The sequence below is a fragment of the Flaviaestuariibacter amylovorans genome (assembly GCF_039541815.1).
In the GTDB taxonomy this organism is placed as follows: Bacteria; Bacteroidota; Bacteroidia; order Chitinophagales; family Chitinophagaceae; genus Flavisolibacter; species Flavisolibacter amylovorans.
Genome location: NZ_BAABGY010000008.1, coordinates 251,220 through 275,708 on the forward strand (window position 1 = coordinate 251,220; position 24,489 = coordinate 275,708).

Sequence of the window (24,489 nt, forward strand, 5' to 3'; positions counted from 1 at the left end):
GGTCGTATTTTTTTGACCGCGCGATGGGATGTGTTCGCCATCCGGGACGATGGTACGCCGGTTCGAAGGTGGCTAGGGGCATCACCTGGCAGGCGCGGCCGCGGCTTCCTCGTCGGGTCCCATCTCGATGGTCAGTTTACCGCCGTTGGTGATCTCGTGGTGATCCAGCGTATATCGTGTCAACAGCGTTCCGTTCAGGTGCATGCGTTTGATCGTGGATCCCGTTCCTTTTTTTTCGATGACAAACTGCTTTCCCGCATGGTAGCGCGACGTGAGGGTCAGGGTTATCTTATCAAAGGCGGGCGTATTGATCTGGTAAGCTACTTTGCCTGGGCAGTCGGGGTAAATTCCGATCATGGCAAACAGGAGCCAGGCGCTCAGCGTGCCGGCGTCGTCGTTTCCGGGAATCCCGCCCGGAGCATTGCTGAAGTATTTCGCGACGCACTCGCTCACCGTCTTCTGGGTGCGCCATTCTTCGCCTTTTACGTAATTGAACAGGTAGGGGTAGCTGATATCCGGCTCATTGGTCATGTCGAAGTGGCCGCCTTCGAACAGCTGCCGCAGGCTGTCGGTGAATGCCTTTGCGCCGCCGTACAGGCGGATCACCCCGGGCATGTTGTGCGATGCAAAAAAGCGGTAGATCCATGCGTCCCCCTCCACATAACCATGCCCGCCGCTGCCTTTCCAGCGAATGTCGTATTCCCGGTTTTTCGAATCGAACGGTGTCAGCCAGCTGCCGTCTGCCCGGCGGGGGCGGAACATTTTGCTGACAGGGTGAAACAGGCTGCGGAAGCGGTTGCTTTGTTCGAGCCACCTCCGGCTTTCCTTTTTTTTCCCGATGGCCTGTGCAAACGTGCCCACGCTGAAGTCGGCCAGGTGGTATTCGAGCGAAGTGGATACAGGCCCCCATACATAGCCGTTCGTCCAGGTGAAGAGGGTGCTGTCGCTGCCCCCGCGGCGGTCGATCGGTACATAGCCCAATTGCCAGTAATCCTTATTCCCGGGCCGCAGCATATTCTGGGGTCTCGTTTGCAGGCTGCCTTTCCGCATGGCCTCCCAGGCAAGCGGCACGTCGATGTTTTTCAGTCCTTTTATGTAGCTGTCGGCGATAACGATCGGGGCGGGGTCGCCCACCATCACCCAGCTTTCCTGTCCGTAGAGCTCCCACTTGGGCAGCCATCCTCCTTCCCGGTACATCCGTAGCATCGAATGAAGGATAGCTTCCTGTTGTTGCGGATGCATCAGGGTAAGAAACGGGTGTACCGTGCGGTAGGTGTCCCAGAGAGAAAACACGGAGAAATGTGCTCCCCTGCTTTTCTGAGGCCGCCGGCTTTGAGCGGAGTCCGTTTGCATACTCAGGTATTCGCCGTTCACATCGTTAACTATTACCGGCGACAACAGGGTGTGGTAGTAGGCCGTATAAAATTTGGTTTTGTCGTCGGTGGTGCCCCCTTCCAATGCGATCCGCGACAGCGCCGCGTCCCAGCTCCGGAAGGCGGCCTGTCGCAGCGCGTCGAAGGAGTGACGGCCTTGCTCAGTGATGAGGTTCATCCGGGCGTTTTCTGTGCTGACAAAGGAAACGCCCACCGAAATTTCCATCTCCAGCCGGTCGGGCGCGCTGCCCTCCAGGATCATTCCCGCGCCGGCCCCGGCAACGCTATCTTCCGCTACCAGCCGGCCGTTGTTGAAAAGCCGGATCCGCCCACCGGTCGTTTTTGCCCGGAGCACAAAGTACACCCGCCGCGTGAGCGGCATGTCGCAGAAACGGCCGCTCCATTGGTAACCTTCTATTTCGGTGTCGCCGAGCTTCCGGATATAGCCCCCGCGCACACTGCTTTTGTTCTGCGCCAGGTCCAGGACCACTCCGCCCGTCGGTCCGTCGAAGAAGAAGCGCGACCGGCCCGTGCGCTGCGTGGCGGTTGCTTCGGTGTGAACTGCCGGCTTTTCCAGGTAGCAGCTGTAATATCCGGCCCGGGCCACTTCGTTGCGGTAAGCCGATTTGCGGTCTTCGGCTGCCAGGAACGGTAAGCCACTTGCCACCGGCATCAGCACGATGTTGCCGGCGTCGTTGCAGCCCACGCCCGACAACTGCACATGACCGAAGCCGTAGATGAAGGGCTGGCCGGCCTCGTAGTAGGCGGCGCCTTTGAACTGCGCGGTGCTGTGGGGGGAAACCGATACCATGCCCCAGGGCAACACCGCTCCCGGGTGGGTATTGCCTTTATTGGCGGTACCGATAAAGGGATTGACATAGGTTGCCGGCGACTGGCCGGATACGCGGGTCCCGATCAACAGGACAAAGGCAAGCAACATTTTCTTCATGGTCATTTTTTATTTCCAGAGGGCCGGTAGAAAATCGTCATGGAGTAGCCGGCGCCAGGCATACCACGTGTGATCGGTTTCGGGCAGGATCCTGAGCCGGTGCCGGATGCCGCTTGCGGAAAGCTGCTCGCTCATGTTCTTGCATTGATGGTAAATGCCGCTTTCCCCTTCACCCGGCGTATGGCCAACCCGGTCGCGGTCGCCAACGCCCAGGAACAGCAGCTTGAGTTCCCGGTTTGCTTTCGCCGGATCGGACATGAAGCCGGCATGGTTGCCGCGCAGGTTTTTGTCGCCCGCGCTGAAGATGCCTATATAGTCAAACAGGTTGGGATGGCGCAGGCCGATGTAGGTGGTTTGCGCAGCGCCCATGGACAGGCCTGCCAGCGCCCGGTATCGCTGGTCGCGCCGGGCACGGAACTTCCGTTCCGTCAGCGGGATGATGTTTTCCAGCAGCTCCTTTTCCATCCAGCTAAACCGATGCGGGCCGGCGAGCAGGTTGCTGTCCACACGTCCGTCGAGGCCGTCGGGGTGGCCCAGCGGCATAACAATGAGGCAGGGGCGCGCACGTCCCTGCGCGATGAGGTTGTCGGCGATCTGATTCGCTTTTCCGGCTTCGATCCACGATCCGGCTATTTCGCCGGCACCATGCAGCAGGTACAGCACCGGGTAGAGAGCCCTGCCTGTTTCGTATCCCGGCGGGGTATACACCACCAGTGGGCGTTCGGTTTGCAGCACCTGCGAAAAATAAGTGAGGTGATGCACGGTTCCGTGCGGCACAGCTTGTCGCTGCCAGAACGCTGGCTTACCAGGCCGGGTGACCTCCGCCACGGAAAAAGGCTGTTGGTACGTAGTGAGCGTGTTCCGGTTGCCGGGGTCGAGCGTGCGCACGCCGTCCACCCAATAGAAATACTGGTAGGGGTTCGGGTCCATGTTAGGCAAGGTGACGGTCCAGGTGCCCGCGCTGTCTTTGCGCAAAGGAATACCCGGGAAACTCTTTTCCCCGCTTCGCGCATTTCCGGTGTAGCTGACGATATCCCAGCCGGCCAGTCGAACTTCTTTGGCGTTTGGAGCAAAGAGTCTAAATTGCAATTGGTTATGGGTGTACCGGAAGGGAAGTCCTCCGTTACGGTCGGTTAATTGCGCCTGCGCCAGTGCAGGAAGCAACAGACATAGCGTCGGGTAAAAAAGTTGTCGGTTCATATAGCGGCGGCTTTTCCAAAGTACGCGGCTCACCGGTGGCTATCGGTTTGGTTTTGCAAAAACAGAGTCGTTTTTCATCAATAAAACAGAAAGAAACAGTGATTCAAGGCTTGTACATCTGGGCGTGTCTGCAGAATTTGATGATCGCCATGAGTATCTATGGAGTGTTTCGCAACAGGAGCAACTTGTTTCTTTCGCTGTTTTTTCTGTTCAATTTCTCCCTGATTGGGTCGCAGCTGCTGCTGCGCTTCGGTGGATACATGGATTCGCACCCGCAATTGTTCGTGGTAACCGAGTTCGTGCACTTCTGCCTTGGCCCGCTACTTCTATTATATTACCACCAGATCTTCCGGTTGCGCCTCCCCGCCCGCTGGCCACTTCATTTTGTGCCCGCCTTTCTCTTCCTGATCTATTTCGTCTTGTTCCAAAGCGTAATCATCGGGCCGTTGAATGCCACGAATTACCTGAGGGTGCCGAACCACGCAACCGTGGTGTCGCTCACCTCGCTTTCCTTGTTTCTATATTCCGCTTTGATCTGGAAAGAGATATCGGCGTACAAGACCAAGTTCAAGAACCTGAAGCTGAATATCGACTTCTGGCTTTACCTGCTCGTTTCGATCATACTGGTAAAAGGCGTGGAAGCCATCATGGTGGTATCCAAAAAGTTGTTCTTCAACGACCGGACACCGCTGTTCAATGCCCTCTATGAGCCCTTTTTTATTTTCGTGGAGACCGTGGCACTGCTGGCAGTCGGTTATTTCGGGCTAAAGGAAGCCAATACATTCCGGCTCGAGAAACTCGCGGGCGCGACCGAGACCAAGGGAAAGAAGCAACTGGTGACACAGGAGGAAGCCGATGTGTACCTGGAGCGACTTTCCACTGTGATGCAGACCGACCGGCTGTTTATCGACACCGACCTCGATGAAAAGAAAATGGCCAAAGCCATCGGCATCCAGTCGTACCAGCTTTCCATTTTGCTAAACAAATACCTGGGCAAGTCCTTCACCGAATTCGTCAACACCTACCGGATCGACGAAGCCAAACGGATGCTGCTCGACAGCAAGACGAGCAAGAACAAGATGTTTTCCATCGCCATGGATTGCGGCTTTCATTCCGAATCGGTTTTTTATACCAATTTCAAGAAATACACCGGAACCACCCCGCGTCAGTTTCAAAAAGCGAATATCGAGGCTTCGTAAGCCCTTTTGTTCCCTTATTTCTCAAATACAGCAGTATTATTTGTGAAATAGGAGCGCTCCAGCACATCTGCCAGGCTATTTTGGATACTCAATCAACAGTCCAAAAAATGTTTGCTATGATGAAAAGATGGTTGCTGCTATTAGCGCTCCTTTGTTCTGCCGTCGTCTTCGGGCAGGACCGGGTTACGGTTTCCGGCACGGTCGTTTCCCGTTCCGACAAACAGCCTCTTGAAGGAATCAGCGTCTCCGTTGCATCAGACCGGAATACCGGTACGACAACCGACCGCTCCGGGAAATTCACCTTACTCGTGCCCCGGAATGCCCGACTCGTTGTTTCGGGGGTCGGCTATCCCGCCAGCGAGGTCGCCGTCGGCAATCGGGCCAGCCTCACCATTCAGCTGGAGTCCACATCGGCGATGCTTGAAGACGTCGTGGTGGTTGGTTTCGGTACGCAATCGCGCCGCACGCTCACCGGATCCGTCTCCAGGATCAGGGGCGATGAAGTGGCGCAGATCGCCTCCACGAATTTTCAGAGCGCCCTCCAGGGGTTGGCTCCCGGTCTTAGTGTAGCCAACTCCAGCGGTATGGCAGGCGCTCCCGTGCGGGTGCGGGTGCGTGGTACGGGCTCGATTTTTTCCAGCGGCGACCCGCTCTATATTATCGATGGTGTGCCGGTCGATGCGGAGAACTCCGGTTTGTTTGCCAACACCGGTCGCGGCGGAGCGCCACCGGCTAATCCCATGTCCAACATCGATCCGAACGACGTCGAGTCCATCGAAGTACTGAAGGACGCTGCTGCCTCCGCAATCTACGGCGCCCGTGCTGCCAACGGTGTGCTACTCATCACGACCAAAAAGGGCAAGTCAGGCAAGACCCGCATCAACGTCAACGTTTCTTATGGCTTCAACGAAGCGACCAACAAGGTAGACTATCTGAACGGCAAGGAATACATGGACCTGCGCGCGGAGTCAATCCGGAACTCGCTGGCTACCGGCATTACCTTCCAGGGAAACCTCGGGGGCGTACCGGCCATCTGGCTTAACGGCGGCTATAACCAGTGGTTTTCGAATGCGGTGCCGCCGCTCAATTATGATAGCTCGGTGGCAGCGCAGACTGCCGCACAAAACATCAACCATTTTGAAGACGTGTTCAGAAAGGGTAAGGTGATCACATCCAGCATCAGCGCTGCAGGCGGGAACGACCGCACCCAGTTTTTCCTGAGTGGCAATTACCAGGGGGAGGAAGGGATTCTCCACCGCAATGACTTCAAGCGTTTTTCCGGCCGCGCTAACGTCGACCACCGGATCAACGACCGGTTCAAGATCGGAACGCAGGTTTCGGGCAGCTATTCAAAAAACGGTGTGTATCCAATCGGCCCCCTGTCGCAATTTGCCGGAGGCTTTAACCCCGGAGGCTTTCTGAATGCCACGAACAGCGTGCTGCCCATCTTCCCGAAGCGGAACCCGAACGGAACATTGTTTGGCGTACCGCAGACCGTCAATAACCTGGTTTACCTCGACGAGAACTTATACTTCAACACCGTAGAGCAGCAACGCTACCTGGCCAATATATATGGTGAGTATACCATCACCCGCGGACTCACCTTCCGATCGGAAGTGGGTACTGATTTTGTGAACCAGGTGAACCGCCTCTATATGAATCCGACGATCACGGCCGGCGGAACCCAGGGCACGTTGCAGGGAGTCGCCGACTCCCGCTCCCGGTCGTCCAACACACTTAACACGAATACCTACTTTACCTATAAGACGGGGTACAAAGACCATAGCTTCGACGTGGTCGCCGGCTCGCAATACACCGGCAGTACAACCCGGAGCAGCTGGATCCAGGGCAACCTGCTGCCGGCGGCACCCACGCTGAATACAACACAGGTGGCAGGGCAGATATCCGCCCAGGACCGTCTCGATGAGTTCTCCTACCTGTCGTTTTTTGGTCGCGTGAATTACAACTACAAACGCAAATATTTGCTGGGCGCCAGCGTCCGCCGCGACGGTTCGTCCCGCTTTGGCGCAAACAACCGCTGGGCCAACTTTCCGTCACTCTCTGCCGGGTGGGTGCTCAGCGAAGAGTCTTTCCTCCGCAGCAGCAAAGCCGTCAGTCTCCTGAAACTTCGCGCAAGCTGGGGCCTCACGGGCAACTCCAACCCGGGCGGTGTAGAGCCGATCGCCTATGGCGGCTATGGTATCGGCGGGGCCTTCTACGGAGGGGCTATCGGCTACCCGTTCCGGCGGGTTCCGGCACTGGCCGACAACATCCGTTGGGAGCGTACCGAGATGATTGACCTGGCCCTCGATTTCGGATTTTTTCGCAACCGGATCAATGGCTCCGTTAATTATTACCGCCGCAATACGAGCGACCTTATTCTCGGGGCCGCGCCGCCGCCTGCCTCGGGAATCGTCGGCGGCCGCAACTTCGCCAACATCGCCTCCCTGCGCAACGATGGCATCGAGCTCAATATCGGCAGCAAGATCATTGATGGAAAAAACTTCAAGTGGCAGGTTGACCTGAACGCAGCGTACAACCAGAATGAGGTGGTGAGCCTTGGCGGACTGGCACCGACGGCAGTGGCTTTCGGCGTGAACCGGACCTTCGTGGGCATGCCCTTGTCGACCTACTGGCTACCGATGTATCTGGGTGTTGATCCGCAAACGGGCTTCGAGGTATATGCCGGCAGAATGCAGAAGGACGGCAAAGAGGTGCTCGACGCTAACGGTTATCCCGTTCACGATCCCAATAATCGGATTGTAGTGGACCCATTCGGGAGGATCAACGGCACCACCACCAACGTTAACTGGGAAGGCATTTCCGCGCCTGTCAATGGGAAACCCGGGTTACCCGTATGGTCCGGCGGCCTCTCCAATACGCTGAGCTACAAAGGACTCAGTTTTGCCTTCCTGTTTACTTTCAACCAGGGCAACTGGATCTATGATGAAGGCGCGCGCACACAGGCCTTCATGCTGCAGACTTACCGGAATGTACGCCGGGAGTTTGTCGAAAACCGCTGGCAGCGTCCGGGCGATATCGCGAGCAATCCCGGCGTGTTTTTCAATCCGATCACGCAGAACCAGCAATCTACCCGCTTCTTGTACCGGGGAGATTTCATCCGGCTGCGCAACGTTCGCCTGTCCTACAACCTGCCGGTAACGTTGACCCGCCGTCTGCGCATGGACCGTGTGAATTTCTTCGTAAATGCCACCAACCTTTTATTGTTTACAAAGTTTCCCGGATGGGATCCCGAAGTGGTGGGCACGATCGGTTTCCAGGATTTCAACAACCAGCCGCAGAACATCGCCGCCGGGCAAACGAACAGTGAGCCGCCGCAGGCACGCAACATCACTTTCGGTCTGCAACTCGGTTTCTAATCAAACAAAACAACTTTCATGAAAAAGATATTTCTTTTTGCCACGACCGCTTTCCTCATTGCTGTGGGCAGTTGCAAAAAATTGGAACTGCCACCTACGTTCGAGCTCGCATCCAGCGAGATCAACAAGAGCACCTCCAACCTCGATGGACTGATCAACGGGGCTTACGGTCGCTGGATCGCGCAGGGCGCCGGCAACCTCCAGTTTGCTTCCGGGTTCGACCACATCCTGTTTGCGGAGGCGATGGCCAGTGGCCGCACCACCTTTCCCTCACCGCAAAGCAGCGCGGCAGCCGTAACCAACCTCGCCTACAACTTCAGCCTGCTTGAAGACAACGCCGCGCTGGGCCGTCTTTCCCGAAACCTCTATGCGAGCATCGCCATGGCCAATAGCGTATTGTATTATGCACAATACGATCCTCCTCAGGACGCCGACTTCCCGATACAAAAAGGCCGGCTCCTAGGGGAAGCCTACTTCATTCGTGCCCTCTGCTTTTTTCAGGCGGTACGGTATTGGGGCCACCAGTACGGACATAATTCCAACGCGGCCGGCGGAGGGATTATGCTCGCGCTGGATATCTCGCGCGACGGCACGGTAGGTGTTGGGCGTAGCAGCGTCGAAGACGCCTACAGGCGTATCCTGAACGACCTGGATTCGGCGACCTTGTTGTTGCCGGCAAACTACGACCCGGTGCAGCATGCAGCCTATCCGGCCTACCGCTTCCGGGCCAGCAAAGCGGCCGCAATCGCCCTGCAGGCCAAAGTGAACTTTCAGCAGGCGACACCGGCATCGTACCAGAAGGCAAAAGAGCTGATCAACCGGGTGCTCGGCCCGACACCCGGAGCCATCGCTTCGACGCCGGAAACCGGTGGAAGAACATTTGCCCTTCAAACAGACGTAAAAGTCCCGTTCAACGCAGTGGGATTTCAGGCGCCTCCTGCCAATTCCGAGGAGATCCTGCGGCTGGTCAACAACACGTCGGCCACGCAAGGATATACCACCGCGTCGCAAAACCTTACAAGTGAAAGTGGCGGCAATCCGTTCAACCGCGGGCAGGCCCGCTGGTTCCTCGCACGTCCCACACCCAATCCGCCTGCAGGGTCACCGGTGAACACCAGCCCCTTATTCGACGACCCGCTGAATGACCGCCGCTTCACGGAACTGACCGCCAACTTTTCGTTTACAGGCGGCGTGGGTAACCAACGCTTCTCGCAAAAGTGGGGCTTGCAGACACAGCAAACGCTGATCGGGATGCAGTCGCTTCCCCTGCTCCGCGCGGCCGACCTGGTGATCATGCGCGCCGAGATCAATGCCGTGCAGGGAAACCTGGCGGATGCCCTGGCCGATTACAATTTGATACGGCGGAGAGCAATTACGGGATACGCCGACCGGACCCTTGCGCACCCCGCGATTGGCGGAACGCAGGCCGGACTCATTGCCGAAATCGTTCAGGAGCGGAGACGCGAACTTTTATTTGAAGGCGACGAGTTCTGGAGCTGGAAGCGCATGGCTGCGTATAACGCGCAAAACGGCCCGGTGTACCCGGCTGCGGAAGTGGCCCCCCTTATCCGGGGCACACAAACATTCGCGTGGAACGCAAACCGCATCCTGCTGAAGATCGCGCTCGACGACTTGACCCTCAACCCGCAGTTGGGAACCGGCGCGCAGAACCCAGGATAGATAGTTTTTCTCATGAATACACTAGCAATCGTGACGGGCCGCTATTTCGATGGCGGCCCTTTTCCAGGCGCACGGGAAAGAGAGCCGTGATACGATTTGTTACGAGCCGGGCTGGTGCCCTAGCTACCGGATCACCGCGCGTTCCGGATCATCACCCGAATCGTCGCTGATGCACGTGGGCTTCCGCTGCGTAAAAGACATTGACTAAACCCTACGAACTCCATGAGTGAACAGCCAAAGGCGTCGCTGAACCAACAGCTGGACGCGATCAACGACTACGAGCGGCAGCCGGTGCCGGAACATAAGACAAAAGGATTCAAGGACTTTCTTGCCCTCGTGGCCGGCGAGCACATCGCCGGTACCGAGTTCGTGATCGGGCCCTTGTTTGTACTGCATGGCGCATCGGCCACCGATGTGGTGCTTGGGCTGTTGTTCGGGAATATCCTCGCCACGCTGAGCTGGACCTTTATCTGCGCTCCTCTGGCCGTAAAAACACGGCTTACCTTGTTTTACCAGCTGGAGCGCATTTGCGGATACAAGCTGGTGTCCATCTTCAATGCATTGTCCGGCCTGCAGGCGGTAGCTTTTGCAGCTTTCATGGCGGTCGTTTCGGCCGGGGCAATCGGGTTGGTTGCCGGCCTCGATACACCCGGCTTCACGCAGATGCTTCCCAACGGGCCCTCCTGGATCATACTCGTTTCAGTTCTGGTGGCCCTCATCACCATCATCGCGATACAGGGAATCGACTGGGTGTCGCGCTTCGCCAAGATCAGCACGCCCTGGATGCCCTGGGTGTTCCTTTCCGCGGGCATCGCCACGCTGCCACAGCTGGGTGTCAACTCCATCAGCGATTTCTGGTCGGTGGCGAACACCACGATCTGGACCGGCACGCCCGCTCCCGGCATGGCCAAGTACGGCTTGTGGCATATCCTGTTTTTCTCCTGGCTGTGCAATACGGCCATGCACATTGGTCTGAGCGATACGTTCATCTACCGGTATGCGCGGAAGTCCTATTATGGACTCGCCTCCATCGCGGGCATGTTCATCGGGCACTTCATGGCCTGGATCTCTTCGGGAATACTTTGCGCCGCCGCCTTGCGGTCGGGCATCGCTGACCCGACACCGGGGCAGGTGGCCAGCATCGGTGCGGGTCTGGCAGGTGTGATCTGTGTAGTGATCGCCGGCTGGACGACGGCCAACCCCACGCTGTACCGCGCGGGTCTTGCCGTGCAAGGCATCTTTCCCAACACGAAGCGTTGGAAGATCACCGCCTGGCTCGGCGTGCTGGCGGCAGTGATCGCCTCTTTTCCAGGCGTGGTGTCCAAACTGGATTCCCTGCTGGCGTGGTTTGCGCTGATCGCGGCGCCAGTGGGCGCAATCGTGGTGCTTGAAGTGTATGTCTTCGACCGGCTTCATCTAGAACGCGATTATTCCCATAAGCGCAACGGGATCGTCAACTGGGCGGTCGCGGCTACATGGGTCGGGGCCCTGGCGATTTGCTGGCTCCTCTACGAGTGGTGGGACCTCGACTTCTTTTTCTTCATGGCCATTCCCGGTTGGTTCATCGCCGCCTTCCTTTATATCATTTTCTCCAAGGTCATGCAACGCTCTCCCACAACCGTTCAATTATCACGCGTATGAGAAAGGCATTGATACTGGCCGGATATATCGGTCTTACGCTCACAGCACTTCCTGCGTTTCTCGTTTTCGCGGGACGCCTCTCGTTCGATCAGTACAAGGCACTCATGATCGGCGGCGCCGTGCTTTGGTTTTCGACAGCGCCCTTTTTCATTGACAAGAAAACGAAATCACCCCGGTAAGTACACATCATGCAACTGACGCAAGAACGATATTTTGACAAAGTGCTGGGCGGCTGGGTCGGCAAATGTGCCGGCGGCATCCTGGGCGCGCCGATCGAAGGCTTCAAGCGCTTCAACAACATCGAAATCAACGACGCGCTTTTCGATACCAACTTTCCGAACGACGATCTTGACCTCCAGGTGCTGTGGCTCGACATGGTGATGCGCAAGGGCCCGCAGGTGCGTGAGCGTGATTTTGCGGAGCACTGGCTGGCGCATGTGGGATTCCCCTGGAACGAATACGGTATCGCCACGCGCAACCTGCGGGCCGGCATCCTGCCCCCCGAAAGCGGCCGCGTCAACAACAGCTATTGGAAAAACAGCATGGGTTGCCCCATCCGGAGCGAGATCTGGGGGATGCTCTGTGCCGGACGTCCGGATCGAGCCGCTTTCTATGCCGGCATCGATGGCAGCCTCGATCATGAAGGCTTCAGTGTACACGCCGAACAATACCTGTCGGCTTGCGCGGCAATCGCTTTCTTCGAAGAGGATGTCACGAAGGTGCTGCTGCAGGCGCTGAACGTGATTCCGGCCGACTGCCTGATGGCAACGATGGTGCACCGCGTTGAGGGCTGGCAGAAAAGCCTGCCTGCTGATGTAGTGGTGCGGAAAATCAAGAGCGCCTACGGCGATGCGGACTTTACCTCGGCGCCGATGAATATCGCGTTTACGCTGTTCGCGCTGTTTCGATCCAATGGCGACTTTTCGTGCATTACGGAGGCGCTGCACATGGGCCACGACAGCGACTGTATCGTGGCTACGGCAGGTGCCCTGGTGGGCATCATCAGTGGCTATGAGCGCATCCCTGACGTTTGGAAGCGCCGTGTCGGCAACGAGCTGCTCATCAGCGATGCGATCACCGGGATTACTAAGCCGGCTACGATCTCCGAGCTGGCGGAGTGGACCTGCCGTGAAGGCGATCGCTTCCGGAAGTATTTCGACGATGCGGGTACACCGGCGCCAGGAAAATATAGTGTGACTGCAACGTTGCCCCGCTGGGATGATTTGCGGATGCCGGATACCCACCTGTTGCGTCTTTGTTATGAAAACCTATTGGCCACACCGCAACAGGTAGCGCTCCGAAATGCCGCCGCACCCGATGATGGCCAATCCAAGGCGGGCGCGCAACACGTTGGTCCTTTCGAACGAAAGACGTTCGAACTACCGGTCAGGGTGGCCCTCCCCGACGGACCTGCCACTACGCTTAAAGCTCCTGTAGCGATTTGGGTTGACGGCACGCAGGTTGGTACAGAGGAGATCGGTATCCCGTACTTCGGGAATTGGTTGCTGCTGGGTCCGTTCATTCAGGATGATCGTCGACTCGAGCCCTGCCATCCCCGGTTTCCCGATCACGGCGCGAGCGGCCTTCCCTCGGTGCAGTATATGAACCATGATGCGGTGGATACCGACACGAGCTTCCTCTCGCCGCAGGAAGTAGCGCGCATCGCGCGCGCTGGAAATTGGGATCGCTGCCCCTTTGAGGTGGCGCGCGTTCATTGCGCTTCTTTCGAGATTCCGCTCCAGCAAGGATATGGCAAAGGCGAGCGCACCTTGTACTTATATGCCGAGGTAGAGCTGGTTGCCGCTGCGGAAAAATGGATCAGCATGGGCTGTACCGGCTTGTTCGACGTCTTCATCAATGAAAAAGTCGTATACCGCTCCCGGGAGATTCGCCGCTGCTGGCCTGGCGCGCACAGCTTCCGGCATTTTTTCCGGCCGGGAAGAAACAGTATTTGCATCCGACTCACCTGCGTCATCGACGAAACCCGGCTTCAGTTCGGACTCAAGGATTTTGCAGGACAGCATCCGCACCAGAGTCATTGGAGTCTTACTCTTCCGCATGTTCCCGTGCCCGTCGGCGTTTCTGAAAATGCTCATTCAGCAGAAAAAGCGCTGTATGAAAATTTCTCCGTCAAAACAGAAGACATATGACAACCGTTTATAAACATGTAAGCTATTTGTGGGATGAGGCCCGGGCCGCCGAACTAGCGGGCGACGAAGTAGGGCTTTTGATCTATCGATCGAACCTGCTGGGCGCTGATCTCCGGATCACGAACTATGGCGGCGGGAACACTTCCTGCAAGACAACGGAACGCGACCCGCTTACCGGGCACGATACCGAAGTGCTCTGGGTAAAAGGCTCAGGCGGCGATATCGGTACGCTCACCCGGGACGGACTTGCGGGATTGTACGTAGACCGTTTGCACCGGCTTCGCAAGGTGTATCGCGGCCGCGAACACGAGGATGAAATGGTGGAACTGCTGCAGCACTGCATTTTTGACCTCGCGTCAAAAGCGCCTTCGATCGACACGCCGCTGCATGGGTTGCTGCCCTTCAAACACATCGATCACCTCCATCCCGATGCCGCGATCGCCATCGCGGCCGCCCGCGACGGAAAGCAGATCACCCGGGAGTTGTTCGACGGAAAGATCGGCTGGCTGGATTGGCAACGTCCGGGCTTCGACCTCGGGCTGAAGCTGCTGGAATGCGTGGAGCATCACCCGGCCCTCATCGGGGTCATGCTCGGCGGCCATGGACTCTTTACCTGGGGCGATTCGGCGCATGCCTGCTATGTCAACTCGCTCGATGTGATTGAGCAATGCGGGCGTTATATCGACGAGGCCACAAGGAGTAAGGGCACCGTGTTCGGGGGCATGAAGCGCACAACTCGGGCTGCGGAAGAGCGCCGGGCGCAGGCCGTGGCCCTGATGCCCGTGCTGCGCGGGCTCTGTTCTTCGGCACGCCCGATGATCGGGCATTTCACCGACGACGACCGGGTACTCGAATTCATCGCTTCAAATGACCTCGAACGCCTCGCTGCAATGGGCACCTCCTGTCCCGATCATTTTCTTCGGACCAAGATTTCGCCTCTTGTATTGGAACTTCCCGCCGACGCGGATCTTTCCGATGCGCCTGCGCTGCGGGACAGGCTCGTCACCCAGTTCGAATCCTACCGGGAGGGATACCGTACCTACTATGAAATGCACCGGGGTGCCGACAGCCCGCCAATGCGGGATCAAAACCCGGTGGTCATCCTGTATCCCGGTGTGGGCCTTTTCAGCTTTGCGAAAGATAAGGCCACTGCCCGCGTGGCTGCCGAATTCTACATCAATGCCATCAATGTGATGCGTGGTGCAGAAGCAGTGTCGGAGTATACCGCGCTTCCGCGCCCGGAAGCCTTTGCGATTGAATACTGGCTGCTTGAAGAAGCGAAGCTGCAACGGATGCCGAAACCAAAGCCCTTGTCTGGAAAGGTGGCCCTGGTAACGGGAAGCGCCGGTGGGATCGGAAAGGCCATTGCCCTCCGCTTCGCACGCGAAGGCGCCTGCGTGCTGATCAATGACATGAATACCGCGCGCCTGCTCGAAGCGGAACAGGAGCTGCGCCAATGTCTGAGCAAGGACCAGTTTATCGTGGCCCCGCTCGACGTCACAAAGCCGGATACGATCCGTTCGGCAGCGGAGGCCGCCGTTCTGGCTTTTGGCGGCCTGGATATCATCGTCAATAATGCCGGTCTTTCCATTTCGAAAACGATCGAGGAGCATTCCGGGCAGGAGTGGGACCTTCTGTACGACGTACTCGTGAAGGGCCAGTTCCTCGTAACGCAAAAAGGCGTCGAGATCCTGCGCCGGCAAGCAATGGGTGGTGATATCCTCAACATCGTAAGTAAGAACGCTTTGGTGAGTGGACCCAACAACGCGGGCTACGGCTCCGCAAAGGCAGCGCAACTGCACCTGTCGCGGCTCAGTGCTGCCGAGCTGGGACAGGATGGCATTCGGGTAAATGCTGTCAATCCCGACGCGGTGATTGCCGGTTCCAATATCTGGAGCGGGGGATGGGCCGAGGGCAGGGCGAAAGCCTACGGCGTGCCGGTAGACGAGCTGCCGGAGTATTATGCCCGGCGCACACTCCTGCAAACGGTGATCGAGCCGGATGATATCGCCAATGCCTGCTTTGCCTTTGTGGGCGGGCTGCTGGGCAAGTCGACAGGTAACGTTTTAAATGTGGATGGAGGGGTCCCTGCGGCCTTCGTTCGATAATATACGAGCTTATGTATGTGAATGCAATTGAACTGGAAGAACACAATGAGCCGCGCCGGAAGAGACTGGCTATGGAGCTCGAACATATAAGCGAACAGGTGGGTGCCGATAAGTGCCGCCAGGTGATCGACCTGCTCCGGAAGTTTGAGATTGCCATACCTTCCTGGGCCCTCGGTGCCGGGGGCACGCGCTTTGGCCGCTTCGGGTTTGGAGGGGAGCCTTCCACGCTTGCTGAAAAGATCGAAGACGTGGGCTTGCTGCAGCAGCTCAACCGGGCATCCGGGGCGATCTCGCTGCACATCCCCTGGGATATTCCGGAAGATCCGGAGTCCATCCGGCGGCTGGCGGCCTCTTATGGGCTCAGGTTCGACGCCGTCAACTCCAATACGTTTCAGGACCAACCGGGTCAACCGTACAGTTACAAATATGGCTCCCTGCATCATGTGGATGTGCGGGTTCGCAAACAGGCGATTGCGCACAATGTGGAGGTCATCCGTTATGGAGTGGCGCTCGGGTCGCAATCGCTGGCCCTTTGGCTTGCTGATGGGTCTTCCTACCCGGGCCAGCTTAATTTTCGCCGGGCCTTCGCCAACACCCTGGAGAGTATGGAAGCGATCTACGCCGAGCTGCCGTCCGATTGGAACCTGCTGGTGGAGTACAAGGCTTTCGAGCCGAATTTTTATTCGATGACGATCGGCGATTGGGGACAGGCTTACCTGCTGGCATCCAAGCTGGGGCCCAGGGCAAAGACATTGGTTGATCTTGGCCATCACCTTCCCAATGCCAACATCGAGCAGATCGTGTCGCTGCTGTTGATGGAGGAAAAGCTGGGCGGCTTTCATTTCAACGATTCCAAGTACGGCGATGATGACCTCACGGTAGGGTGCATCAACCCGTACCAGCTTTATCTCGTCTTTTCGCAGCTGATCGAGGGGATGGACGCCCGGGGATTGACGCATGCCACCGGCCTTGCCTGGATGATCGACGCATCGCACAACCTTAAAGACCCGCTGGAAGATTTGCTGCAGTCCGTCGAGGCAATCCTGCAATCCTATGCGCAGGCGCTGCTGGTGGACCAGGATGCGCTCCGGGAGGCGCAGGAAGCGAGCGATGTGGTGCGCTGCCAGGAGCTATTACAGGATGCGTATCGCACCGATGTGCGCCCGCTGGTGGCGCAGGCACGCATAGAACAGGGTGGGGCCTGCGCTCCGGTTGAATTTTACCGCCAGCACGGCATCCGGAAACAATTGATGCAGCGGCGTGGTGTTCATGCAAAAGCAACAGGACTATGAAAACCGAAGTAACTGCCGTATTCGATCTCGGCAAAACGAACAAGAAATTCCTGCTCTATGATGAGGCCCTGCAGCCCGTGTACAAAAGCAGTGTGCAACTACCGGGCGCAGTGGATGAGGACCTGTACCCGTGCGAGGATTATGTGCTGTTGAAAGACTGGATGCTTTCGACCTTTGCGGAGGCGGTGCACCACGCAAAATACCGCATCAAAGGGGTTAATTTTTCGGCCTATGGCGCTACGCTTGTGCACCTCAACCGGGCCGGCGAGCCGATTGCGCCGATTTACAATTACCTCAAGCCTTACGACCCGGCGCTGCAGCATGGATTGTATGAGCGGTATGGCGGGCGGTCTGCATTTTCCAGTCAAACAGCCTCGCCTCCCCTGGGGCACCTCAACTCCGGGCTCACCTTGTACTGGTTGCAGCAGCAGCATCCCGACGTATACCGGCAAATCCACAACAGCCTCCACCTGCCTGAATTCTGCAGCTTTCTTTTCAGTGAAGAACGGTACAGCGGGATCACTTCGGTTGGCTGTCATACGCACCTCTGGGATTTCACGCGCCTCGAATATCATCGATGGGCTGCCGCAGAGGGGCTCCTCGAAAAGCTGGCACCACTTGCCGCCGCACGCTCGGCTGCGCAGCGTGTTTTCAACGGTGTTCCCGTGCTGGTCGGGCGCGGGCTTCATGATAGTTCGGCCGCGCTGATACCGCACCTCAAGCGGGAGGAGCGTCCGTTTCTGTTGCTCTCTACCGGTACTTGGTGCATTACGCTCAACCCCTTCAGCCAGGAGCCCTTAACGGATACCGAGTTGGATGCCGACTGCCTCTGCTACCTGAGCTATGAAGGGGCGCCCGTGCGCGCTGCGCGCTATTTCGCCGGGAAGATTCACGAAGACATGGTCAACGGGCTTTGCAAGGAGTATGGGAAGTCGCCAGCCTATTTTTATGATCTTCCCTTCGACGAGGGCCTCGGTCTTATCGCCGAGGAAGCCTACGACCTTCACGAAAGCATATCGTATTATCACCAGCCCAATGCCGCGCAGGCTTATCATCATTTCATGTATTCGCTGGTAAGGCATCTCCTGCCGTCGATCCAGCTCGCAAAAGGCCGTACGCCGGTGCGTCGGCTGATCGTAGAGGGGGGCTTTTGCCGGAATAAGATCTTCATGACCCTTCTCCGGAGGTTTTGCCCGCAAATGGAAGTGCTGACATCCGGCGATGAGGAAGCCAGCGCCCTGGGTGCAGCCATGCTGACGCAGGAGTTGTATCAGGAGCACGCCCTGGTGATGGCCTGATTTGTATTTCTATTGAATCTCCGGTTGCTCCTGATCTGATTTGTATGATTGCCTACCATCCGTCTTACCCGTCCATTGACGACCTGCGCGCCCGGGCGCGCCGCCGCATCCCCCGGTTTGCATTCGAATACCTGGATGGTGGGTGCAATGAGGATGTGAACCTCGATCGGAATACGCGAGAGTTGCGGGAGGTGCAGCTACGTCCGCAGTATCTGCGTCCGTTCACCGGCGTGCGGCTCGACACGGAGCTGTTCGGGCACACCTACAGCGCGCCCTTCGGCATCGCGCCCATCGGACTACAGGGGCTGATCTGGCCAGGCGCCCCCCGGATCCTAGCACGTGCTGCCCGGGAGGCGAATATTCCGTTCATCCTCAGTACCGTTACCACCGCCTCGATCGAAGAAATTGCGGAGATCACGGAAGGGCGCTGCTGGTACCAGCTGTATCACCCGGCCGAAGACCGGATCACCGAAGACATCCTGAAGCGGTTGGAATCAGCCGGGGTGGAGGTGCTCGTTCTTTTATGCGATGTGCCGTCGTTCGGCTTCCGGCCCCGCGATATCCGGAACGGACTTTCCATGCCCCCGCGGATGACGCTTCGGAATATCGCCCAGATGCTCGGATGTCCGGCCTGGGGCGTACAGATGCTCCGGCAAGGCATTCCGCAATTCGCCACCATGAAGCGCTATATGCCGGACGGTATGAGCATGAAGCAGTTGGGGCTTTACATGAACCGGACCTTCGATGGTCGGTTGAGCGAGGAGAAGGTGGCTCGTTTGCGCGCCCGTTGGAAAGGAAAGCTGGTATTGAAAGGCGTTGCCGGAAGCGAGGACGCCGCAGCGGCCGTCCGGCTTGGGTTAGACGGATTGATCGTTTCCAATCATGGCGGCCGCCAACTGGATGCCGGCGAGTCTTCCATCCGATCGCTTGAGTCGATTGTCGCCGACTTTGCCGGCCGTATTCCGCTGATGGTAGACAGTGGGCTTCGGGACGGCCCCGATGTAGCCCGTGCGATGGCCGTTGGTGCTGACTTTACCTTTTTAGGACGCAGCTTTATGTACGGTGTTGCGGCCCTCGGAAATGCGGGCGGCAGGCATACGATTGAGTTGATCAGGGCGCAGCTGAAGCAGGTGATGGAGCAGGTGAACTGTGCGCATATAACAGGATTGCCGCAGCATAGGGTGGGGTAGAGGTGGAGTCGGTTCAGGCAAATTGAAAAGGCCCAGATCTGACGATCGGGGCCTTTGTGCACAGGACTGGTGTCGAACTGCTTAAAACTGAAATGAGGAAGGTTCTTAGCCTTGCTCCCTGTCTATAAGATGAGTTGCGATCACCAACTCAAATTGATAAGTTGTTGATTAGCAATAGATCAGTTTCGAATAGGTTCGACTTTAGTTCGCCATTCTCCACGCTTTAAAAGAGCCTCGCGGAAACGCGGGGTTTTTTTATGTCCCTACCTGAAGCTGGCTGGAGCGTCCCGACGGTACCGTTGGGGGACTATGCAGGAGCGGAATTTAGTTATATGGGGGAAGAGAACATCGAAATTGAAGAGTCGGCCAATGAGGTAGCTGTAGAGAAAACCCTGAATGGGATCCGAAACTCGGCTCTTAGGGTGTTTGAGGATTTCTATGATGACTGTATCAATAATTCCCTTTCCATGCGCTCATGTCAATCCACATATCGATTTGGAGCCTTTCACGTCTTAAGTAGAAGCTGATCTGGATAAGTGCCCGAACTAAATTACATTGTAGTTTTTCAGCTCAATCGGCAACACCAGTTTCTTTAGTCTGAGTGGCTGTAAAGGGGTTTTCAGAGAGTCAGAAGTCCATGGCCACAAAGTTTTCCAGCTGTTCCTGTATAAAGTCAGCCCTGGATTCCTGTGAGTATTCCAGATTGGCAGATATCCACTCACGGAGATACGTTATCCGCACAAGCTTTTGCGCTTCTTCCTTCAAGTATGACCGTACGGATTCTGGGGCTGCTTCCATTTCCTCCCAGATTGTCGACCGGTTGTTGAATAGGAACACGATGTCCTCAAAATCATGGCTGGTGCGCCCATCCCCACTGCCGCGCCCGTGGAAAGCCTCCAGCTTAGAAGCCACAAAGTAGGGCGGGGTGAAAATGCGGATTGTATAATCTTCGTCCAGCCGGTGATCCATAGCCGTTTGATAACCTTGCCCATGCCACTTGTTGGAAAAGCCTAGTATGTCTGCGTCAATCGGTATCACGTCCACGGTGATCCCTTGCACCTTGTACCGGCAGATCACTTTCGATTCATGATCCGGTTGAAATCCTTTCCCCTGAAGCTTTTCTTCAATCGCTGCATAACCAGTGCGGCTATAGAGCTCCACTACGATATCCACGTCGTCCGTCTCCCGCACGTCCGAAGCTTCACGGTCTGCATAGAGCGATACAGTTGCGCCGCCTACAAATACCACTTCGTTTGAGAGATCACCGAGCGCATGATAAACCGCACGAATCCGTGTGATGTTATTCTGATGATTCACGAATCAGGAGTTTTTGCTTCAGAACATTGGTAGCCATCTTTATCTCCCGTATGCGGCCGACGCGAACAATGTCGATACAGGCAAGAAGCAGGTACAGTTTTTCGTCCTGCTCAGCGATTTTGGGAAGAGCGGAGTAGAGCGGTTCGATGGAAAGCCCTCGCGCCCGCCCTTCTGGTAGTGGCCAGATATATTTGAATTCTGCATGAAAGTGCTTTTCAAAATAGGGATGGGCATGCGCCGTGGGTACTCCGTTTACCATAGGGCCAGGCATTTGCGGGAATACATATTGGAGCCCATAGCAAATGAACTCAAACAGGCTCAACCGGTGCACCTTTCGCTTTGTCGCGTCGACCAGGCCGGCAAGGTGACTGCGGTTTAGCGACTCACTGATTTCTGCGGGGCTGAGCGCCAAGTGATATGCCAAGTCCTTGAACTGCCACGACTGCTGCTCCAGACAAATGATCTTGAGCAAAACGACAATATCCTGAGGCCGCATCCCATTGTGCTTTCGCATATCGCAAAAGTAATTCTCAATTCGCGAATTGCGAATTAAAAATTGGATTTGGTTTTCATACGATAAGGAGTTCATCTGAAGGAGGAACGCGGCCGCGATCACTTCTAGGAAAAGTTGACAATACTATAGGTAAAATGCTTAATACCCGAATCCAGTGCATTACCCTAGCTTTCTTCATGATTCTGAGTCGCCGGCAATGATCAAATTTGTAAGCGATTGACTAACAGAAGGTCCCGCTCCAAATGATTCGACTTCTGTTCGCCCTTCTCCACGCTTTAAAATAGCCTCACCGAAAGGTGGGGTTTTTTTGCTCCGACTTAAGGCACACCGGGGCGTTCTGGCGGTTTCAATTGGGGGACAACAGTTCCTTCATCGCTTCCGGGTCCCCATATTCATTTACCTCCATTGCGGGTAGCGGCTTGATCCCGGTCGCTTTTGTGCAGGCGATGACTTCCTTTGCCCTTATTGTTCCTGTTCTCCCGTATACAAAAGCAGCGGCAGCCATCGCCCGGGTAATGCTGTTACCCGTGTGATCCAGATAAATAGCCGTGACCCGAGACGCGGCGACGATTGGTGCAATCGGCCCCCTTTTTTGCGAGATGCGTTCCCGCGCTCCCGTGGGTAAAGAGGTAGCTTCGACGAGGGAGAAAAGGTGGTGTGACAGAGGGGGTCGTGTTGCTGCCCAAACTGCGATTGTTTACAACTCCATTGCTTACTGGAACAGGTAATCTGCCTCCTGCCGAAGGAGAACGCCACGAAAATGCTGCTGATGAAACACGTATTGCTTGCTCTGTTTACCCTGGTCTTCATGGACGCCTGCGCACAAGCCGTAGGCCTCACGAAGAAAGAGGTGGTGGCGCTTAAGAAAACGATTGCCCGGGATACGAGCGCTCAGCGGTTCTATACCTCGCTGAAGCGCACCGCCGATAACGCGCTCTCCGAAATGCCCGACCCGGTAGATACCGTTGTTTCAGAAGGGCACCTGATCACCCACCCGAAGAAGATACGGACGCTGCAAGCGCTGAAAGACATCGATAAGATCTACGCCCTGGCCCTTGCCTACAAGGTGGAAGGCCACCCGCCTTACCTGCAGCAGGCAGCTGCGTACCTCAGCGCCTGGGCAACCGTGAATCAGCCAAGAGGGAACCCGATCAACGATTCCAAGTTCGAGAAGCTGTTCTTTGCCTATGACCTGCTGCGCAAGGATGTTCCGGACGATCAGCGCGCAACCATCGACCGCTGGCTCGGAAAAATGGCCGACGAAGAGATGCGCACGGCGGACCGGCAGAAGAAGAACTCGTTCAGCAACTGGCATTCCCATCGCCTGAAGGTCATTGGCCTCATTGCCTACGTCCTCGATCATGAGGCGTACAAGAATTACGTCGCGGAAGCGTTGCCCGAGCACATTGAGCGCAACCTGAAGCCGGATGGCAGCGGCTACGACTTCCATGAGCGTGATGCGCTCCACTACCACGTGTATACGCTGGAGCCGATGATCAGCCTGGCCACGGTGCTGCAACGCGCGGCCCGCAAGGACTATTACCATTTCACATCGCCCTCGGGAGCCTCTATCGGGAAATCCATCGATTTTCTGATCCCCTTCGTCACCGGAGAAAAGACACACGCGGAGTACGTCAACAGTAAAGCGGCGTTCGATAAGAAGCGGGCGGCCAACAAAGAGCCCGGCTTCGAGATCGGCGCGCCCTTCAAACCCACGGAAGGTCTTTCGGTGCTGGTGCAGGCGTCGTTTTTCGAAGCCGGGTGCATTGACGTGGTCCGGAAAACGATGCAGGCCACCGGGACTTATCCTACGTGGCAGGCTGTGATGAACGGGGCACAGAAGACCGCGATGCGCAGGAAGTAGCAGGATCTATACGGACCGGGTTCTGAAAAGATCCGGCTCAGAAGAAATGATGTAGGGGAACAAGGCAACAGGGGTCGGTGTGATCTAGCCGATTGTAGATGTACGGAGCTCCAGTGTTGCAGGAAGAGACAGCTTTCGGAATCCCGGCGTCGGTTTTTGCTCGATCAGGTCGATCAGGATGCCGGACGCGGAACTGCCGATCTCATACGCACGCTGGTGTACGGTGCTCAAGGCAGGAGATAGGAGCGGCGCTGCCTCGAGGTTAGAGAAGCTGATGATCTTCAGGTCTTGGGGTATCCGGAGCGCTAGTGACGCACAAGCTTGGTAGGTGAGCAGCGCCAGGTTCTCGAACGAAGAAAAGACCGCTTCCGGCCGCTCCCGAGCCAGGAACGCATGGAGGGCCTCGTACTTCTGCTCGGCGTCAACCGGGCACGCAAACACCAGGTCCGGGTCTTCAGCGATGCCGTAATCCCGGAGCGCGTCGAGATAGCCCTGGCGCCGGCGGTCGGCGATGGAGAGCGAGCGGTCGAGGGTAAGGTGAGCGATGCGGCGGCAGCCGAGGCCGAGGAGATGGGCAGTGGCGCTGTAAGCACTTTCGCGGTCGTTGGTCGTAACCTGGAAGTGGTCGTCGTGTTCATATACCCGGTCGAAGAACACGACGGGAATGCCTTTCGCCCCGAGCTCGGACAGGTGGCCCAGGTCTTTGCCGGCATCGGCGATCGACATCAGCACACCATCGATCCGGCCACGCTGCAGGCTGTTGGTAAGCGCTACTTCCTGGTCGTGGTCGTCGTAGCTGACGTAGATGAGCACATGATAGCCCCGCTGCCGCGCTACCGTTTCGATCCCTTTCAGCGCCTGAACGAAGAAGGTGTTGTCGATCGCCGGGAGGATCACCGCAAGAGTCTTGCTTTGCTGGGTGCGCAGCGAGGCCGCGGCAGGGTTGGGCTGGTAGTTGAGCTCGCGTGCGAGCGCAAGGATCCGCTCACGCGTTTGCGGGTTAATATCATAACTGTTCCGGAAGGCTTTCGAAACAGTTGACACCGAGAGATTCAGTTTTTCCGCGAGCTGGCGGATGTTGATTGGGTCCATATGTAACGGTCTCTGACGTCCGAAAACGGTTTCGATAACGATTGCATAAAAATACTTGTACTACTACAGAATGCAGACAAAGAAAATACATCAATTTAACCAAGTGGAAGCGAAAGCAGCCACGCTTGCGGAAACGTAGCGGGCCTGTGACGCGGTCCGGCCTTGCCCGATTCTTCGCAGGGCAGGAATACAGGGCCGGCAGCCCGGCGGCAATACTCCCGGAATCCTTTACCACCAAATTT

At 56.8% G+C, this 24,489-nt stretch carries 16 protein-coding genes; 11 read left to right on the forward strand and 5 right to left on the reverse strand.

All coding sequences use genetic code 11. The features are described 5' to 3' along the window. Positions 1 to 81 precede the first annotated feature (81 nt). Both ABD937_RS14780 and ABD937_RS14785 read right to left on the reverse strand, forming a co-directional pair. Entirely contained in the window at positions 82 to 2,322 is a 2,241-nt protein-coding gene (locus ABD937_RS14780) for a GH92 family glycosyl hydrolase (RefSeq protein WP_345256528.1), read from the reverse strand. A gap of 9 nt (positions 2,323 to 2,331) precedes the next feature. Continuing rightward, a complete protein-coding gene (locus ABD937_RS14785) occupies positions 2,332 to 3,522 on the reverse strand; it encodes an esterase (RefSeq protein ID WP_345256529.1) in 1,191 nt (396 codons plus the stop codon). A gap of 149 nt (positions 3,523 to 3,671) precedes the next feature. Between ABD937_RS14785 and ABD937_RS14790 the strand changes: the two genes are divergently transcribed. The 10 genes from ABD937_RS14790 to ABD937_RS14835 all read left to right on the forward strand — a co-directional run bounded on the left by ABD937_RS14790 (position 3,672) and on the right by ABD937_RS14835 (position 19,460). Next, entirely contained in the window at positions 3,672 to 4,721 is a 1,050-nt protein-coding gene (locus tag ABD937_RS14790; RefSeq protein ID WP_345256530.1) for a helix-turn-helix domain-containing protein, read from the forward strand. After that, on the forward strand, positions 4,622 to 8,101 hold the full coding sequence (locus ABD937_RS14795; protein WP_345256531.1) for a SusC/RagA family TonB-linked outer membrane protein: 3,480 nt from the start codon (positions 4,622 to 4,624) through the stop codon (positions 8,099 to 8,101). The genes ABD937_RS14790 and ABD937_RS14795 overlap by 100 nt, the downstream gene beginning before the upstream one ends. An 18-nt stretch (positions 8,102 to 8,119) precedes the next feature. After that, a complete protein-coding gene (locus tag ABD937_RS14800) occupies positions 8,120 to 9,781 on the forward strand; it encodes a RagB/SusD family nutrient uptake outer membrane protein (protein ID WP_345256532.1) in 1,662 nt (553 codons plus the stop codon). 222 nt (positions 9,782 to 10,003) lie between these two features. After that, positions 10,004 to 11,422, forward strand: a complete 1,419-nt coding sequence (locus ABD937_RS14805) for a purine-cytosine permease family protein (RefSeq protein WP_345256533.1) — start codon at positions 10,004 to 10,006, stop codon at positions 11,420 to 11,422. Further along, a complete protein-coding gene (locus tag ABD937_RS14810; protein WP_345256534.1) occupies positions 11,419 to 11,601 on the forward strand; it encodes a hypothetical protein in 183 nt (60 codons plus the stop codon). Before ABD937_RS14805 ends, ABD937_RS14810 begins: the two co-directional genes overlap by 4 nt. A 9-nt stretch (positions 11,602 to 11,610) precedes the next feature. Next, positions 11,611 to 13,572 carry an ADP-ribosylglycohydrolase family protein gene (locus ABD937_RS14815; RefSeq protein WP_345256535.1) on the forward strand — a complete coding sequence of 654 codons (1,962 nt, stop codon included), beginning with the start codon at positions 11,611 to 11,613 and terminating at the stop codon, positions 13,570 to 13,572. Then, entirely contained in the window at positions 13,569 to 15,680 is a 2,112-nt protein-coding gene (locus ABD937_RS14820; protein ID WP_345256536.1) for a bifunctional aldolase/short-chain dehydrogenase, read from the forward strand. The genes ABD937_RS14815 and ABD937_RS14820 overlap by 4 nt, the downstream gene beginning before the upstream one ends. Before the next feature lie 11 nt (positions 15,681 to 15,691). Beyond that, on the forward strand, positions 15,692 to 16,972 hold the full coding sequence (locus ABD937_RS14825; RefSeq protein WP_345256537.1) for a sugar isomerase: 1,281 nt from the start codon (positions 15,692 to 15,694) through the stop codon (positions 16,970 to 16,972). After that, positions 16,969 to 18,270: an FGGY family carbohydrate kinase gene (locus ABD937_RS14830; protein ID WP_345256538.1), complete on the forward strand. Its 1,302-nt coding sequence runs from the start codon at positions 16,969 to 16,971 to the stop codon at positions 18,268 to 18,270. The genes ABD937_RS14825 and ABD937_RS14830 overlap by 4 nt, the downstream gene beginning before the upstream one ends. A gap of 44 nt (positions 18,271 to 18,314) precedes the next feature. Further along, on the forward strand, positions 18,315 to 19,460 hold the full coding sequence (locus tag ABD937_RS14835) for an alpha-hydroxy acid oxidase (RefSeq protein WP_345256539.1): 1,146 nt from the start codon (positions 18,315 to 18,317) through the stop codon (positions 19,458 to 19,460). A gap of 627 nt (positions 19,461 to 20,087) precedes the next feature. Here ABD937_RS14835 and ABD937_RS14840 read toward each other — a convergent pair. Both ABD937_RS14840 and ABD937_RS14845 read right to left on the reverse strand, forming a co-directional pair. Continuing rightward, positions 20,088 to 20,777, reverse strand: a complete 690-nt coding sequence (locus tag ABD937_RS14840; RefSeq protein WP_345256540.1) for a nucleotidyl transferase AbiEii/AbiGii toxin family protein — start codon at positions 20,775 to 20,777, stop codon at positions 20,088 to 20,090. Further along, entirely contained in the window at positions 20,761 to 21,291 is a 531-nt protein-coding gene (locus ABD937_RS14845; protein ID WP_345256541.1) for a hypothetical protein, read from the reverse strand. Before ABD937_RS14845 ends, ABD937_RS14840 begins: the two co-directional genes overlap by 17 nt. A 769-nt stretch (positions 21,292 to 22,060) precedes the next feature. On the opposite strand from ABD937_RS14845, the gene ABD937_RS14850 reads away from it, so the two are divergent. Further along, positions 22,061 to 23,155: an alginate lyase family protein gene (locus tag ABD937_RS14850; RefSeq protein ID WP_345256542.1), complete on the forward strand. Its 1,095-nt coding sequence runs from the start codon at positions 22,061 to 22,063 to the stop codon at positions 23,153 to 23,155. Positions 23,156 to 23,239: 84 nt separating this feature from the next. Here ABD937_RS14850 and ABD937_RS14855 read toward each other — a convergent pair whose 3' ends face one another. Further along, positions 23,240 to 24,247, reverse strand: coding sequence for a LacI family DNA-binding transcriptional regulator (locus tag ABD937_RS14855; RefSeq protein WP_345256543.1), 1,008 nt, complete (start codon positions 24,245 to 24,247; stop codon positions 23,240 to 23,242). Positions 24,248 to 24,489: the final 242 nt, after the last annotated feature.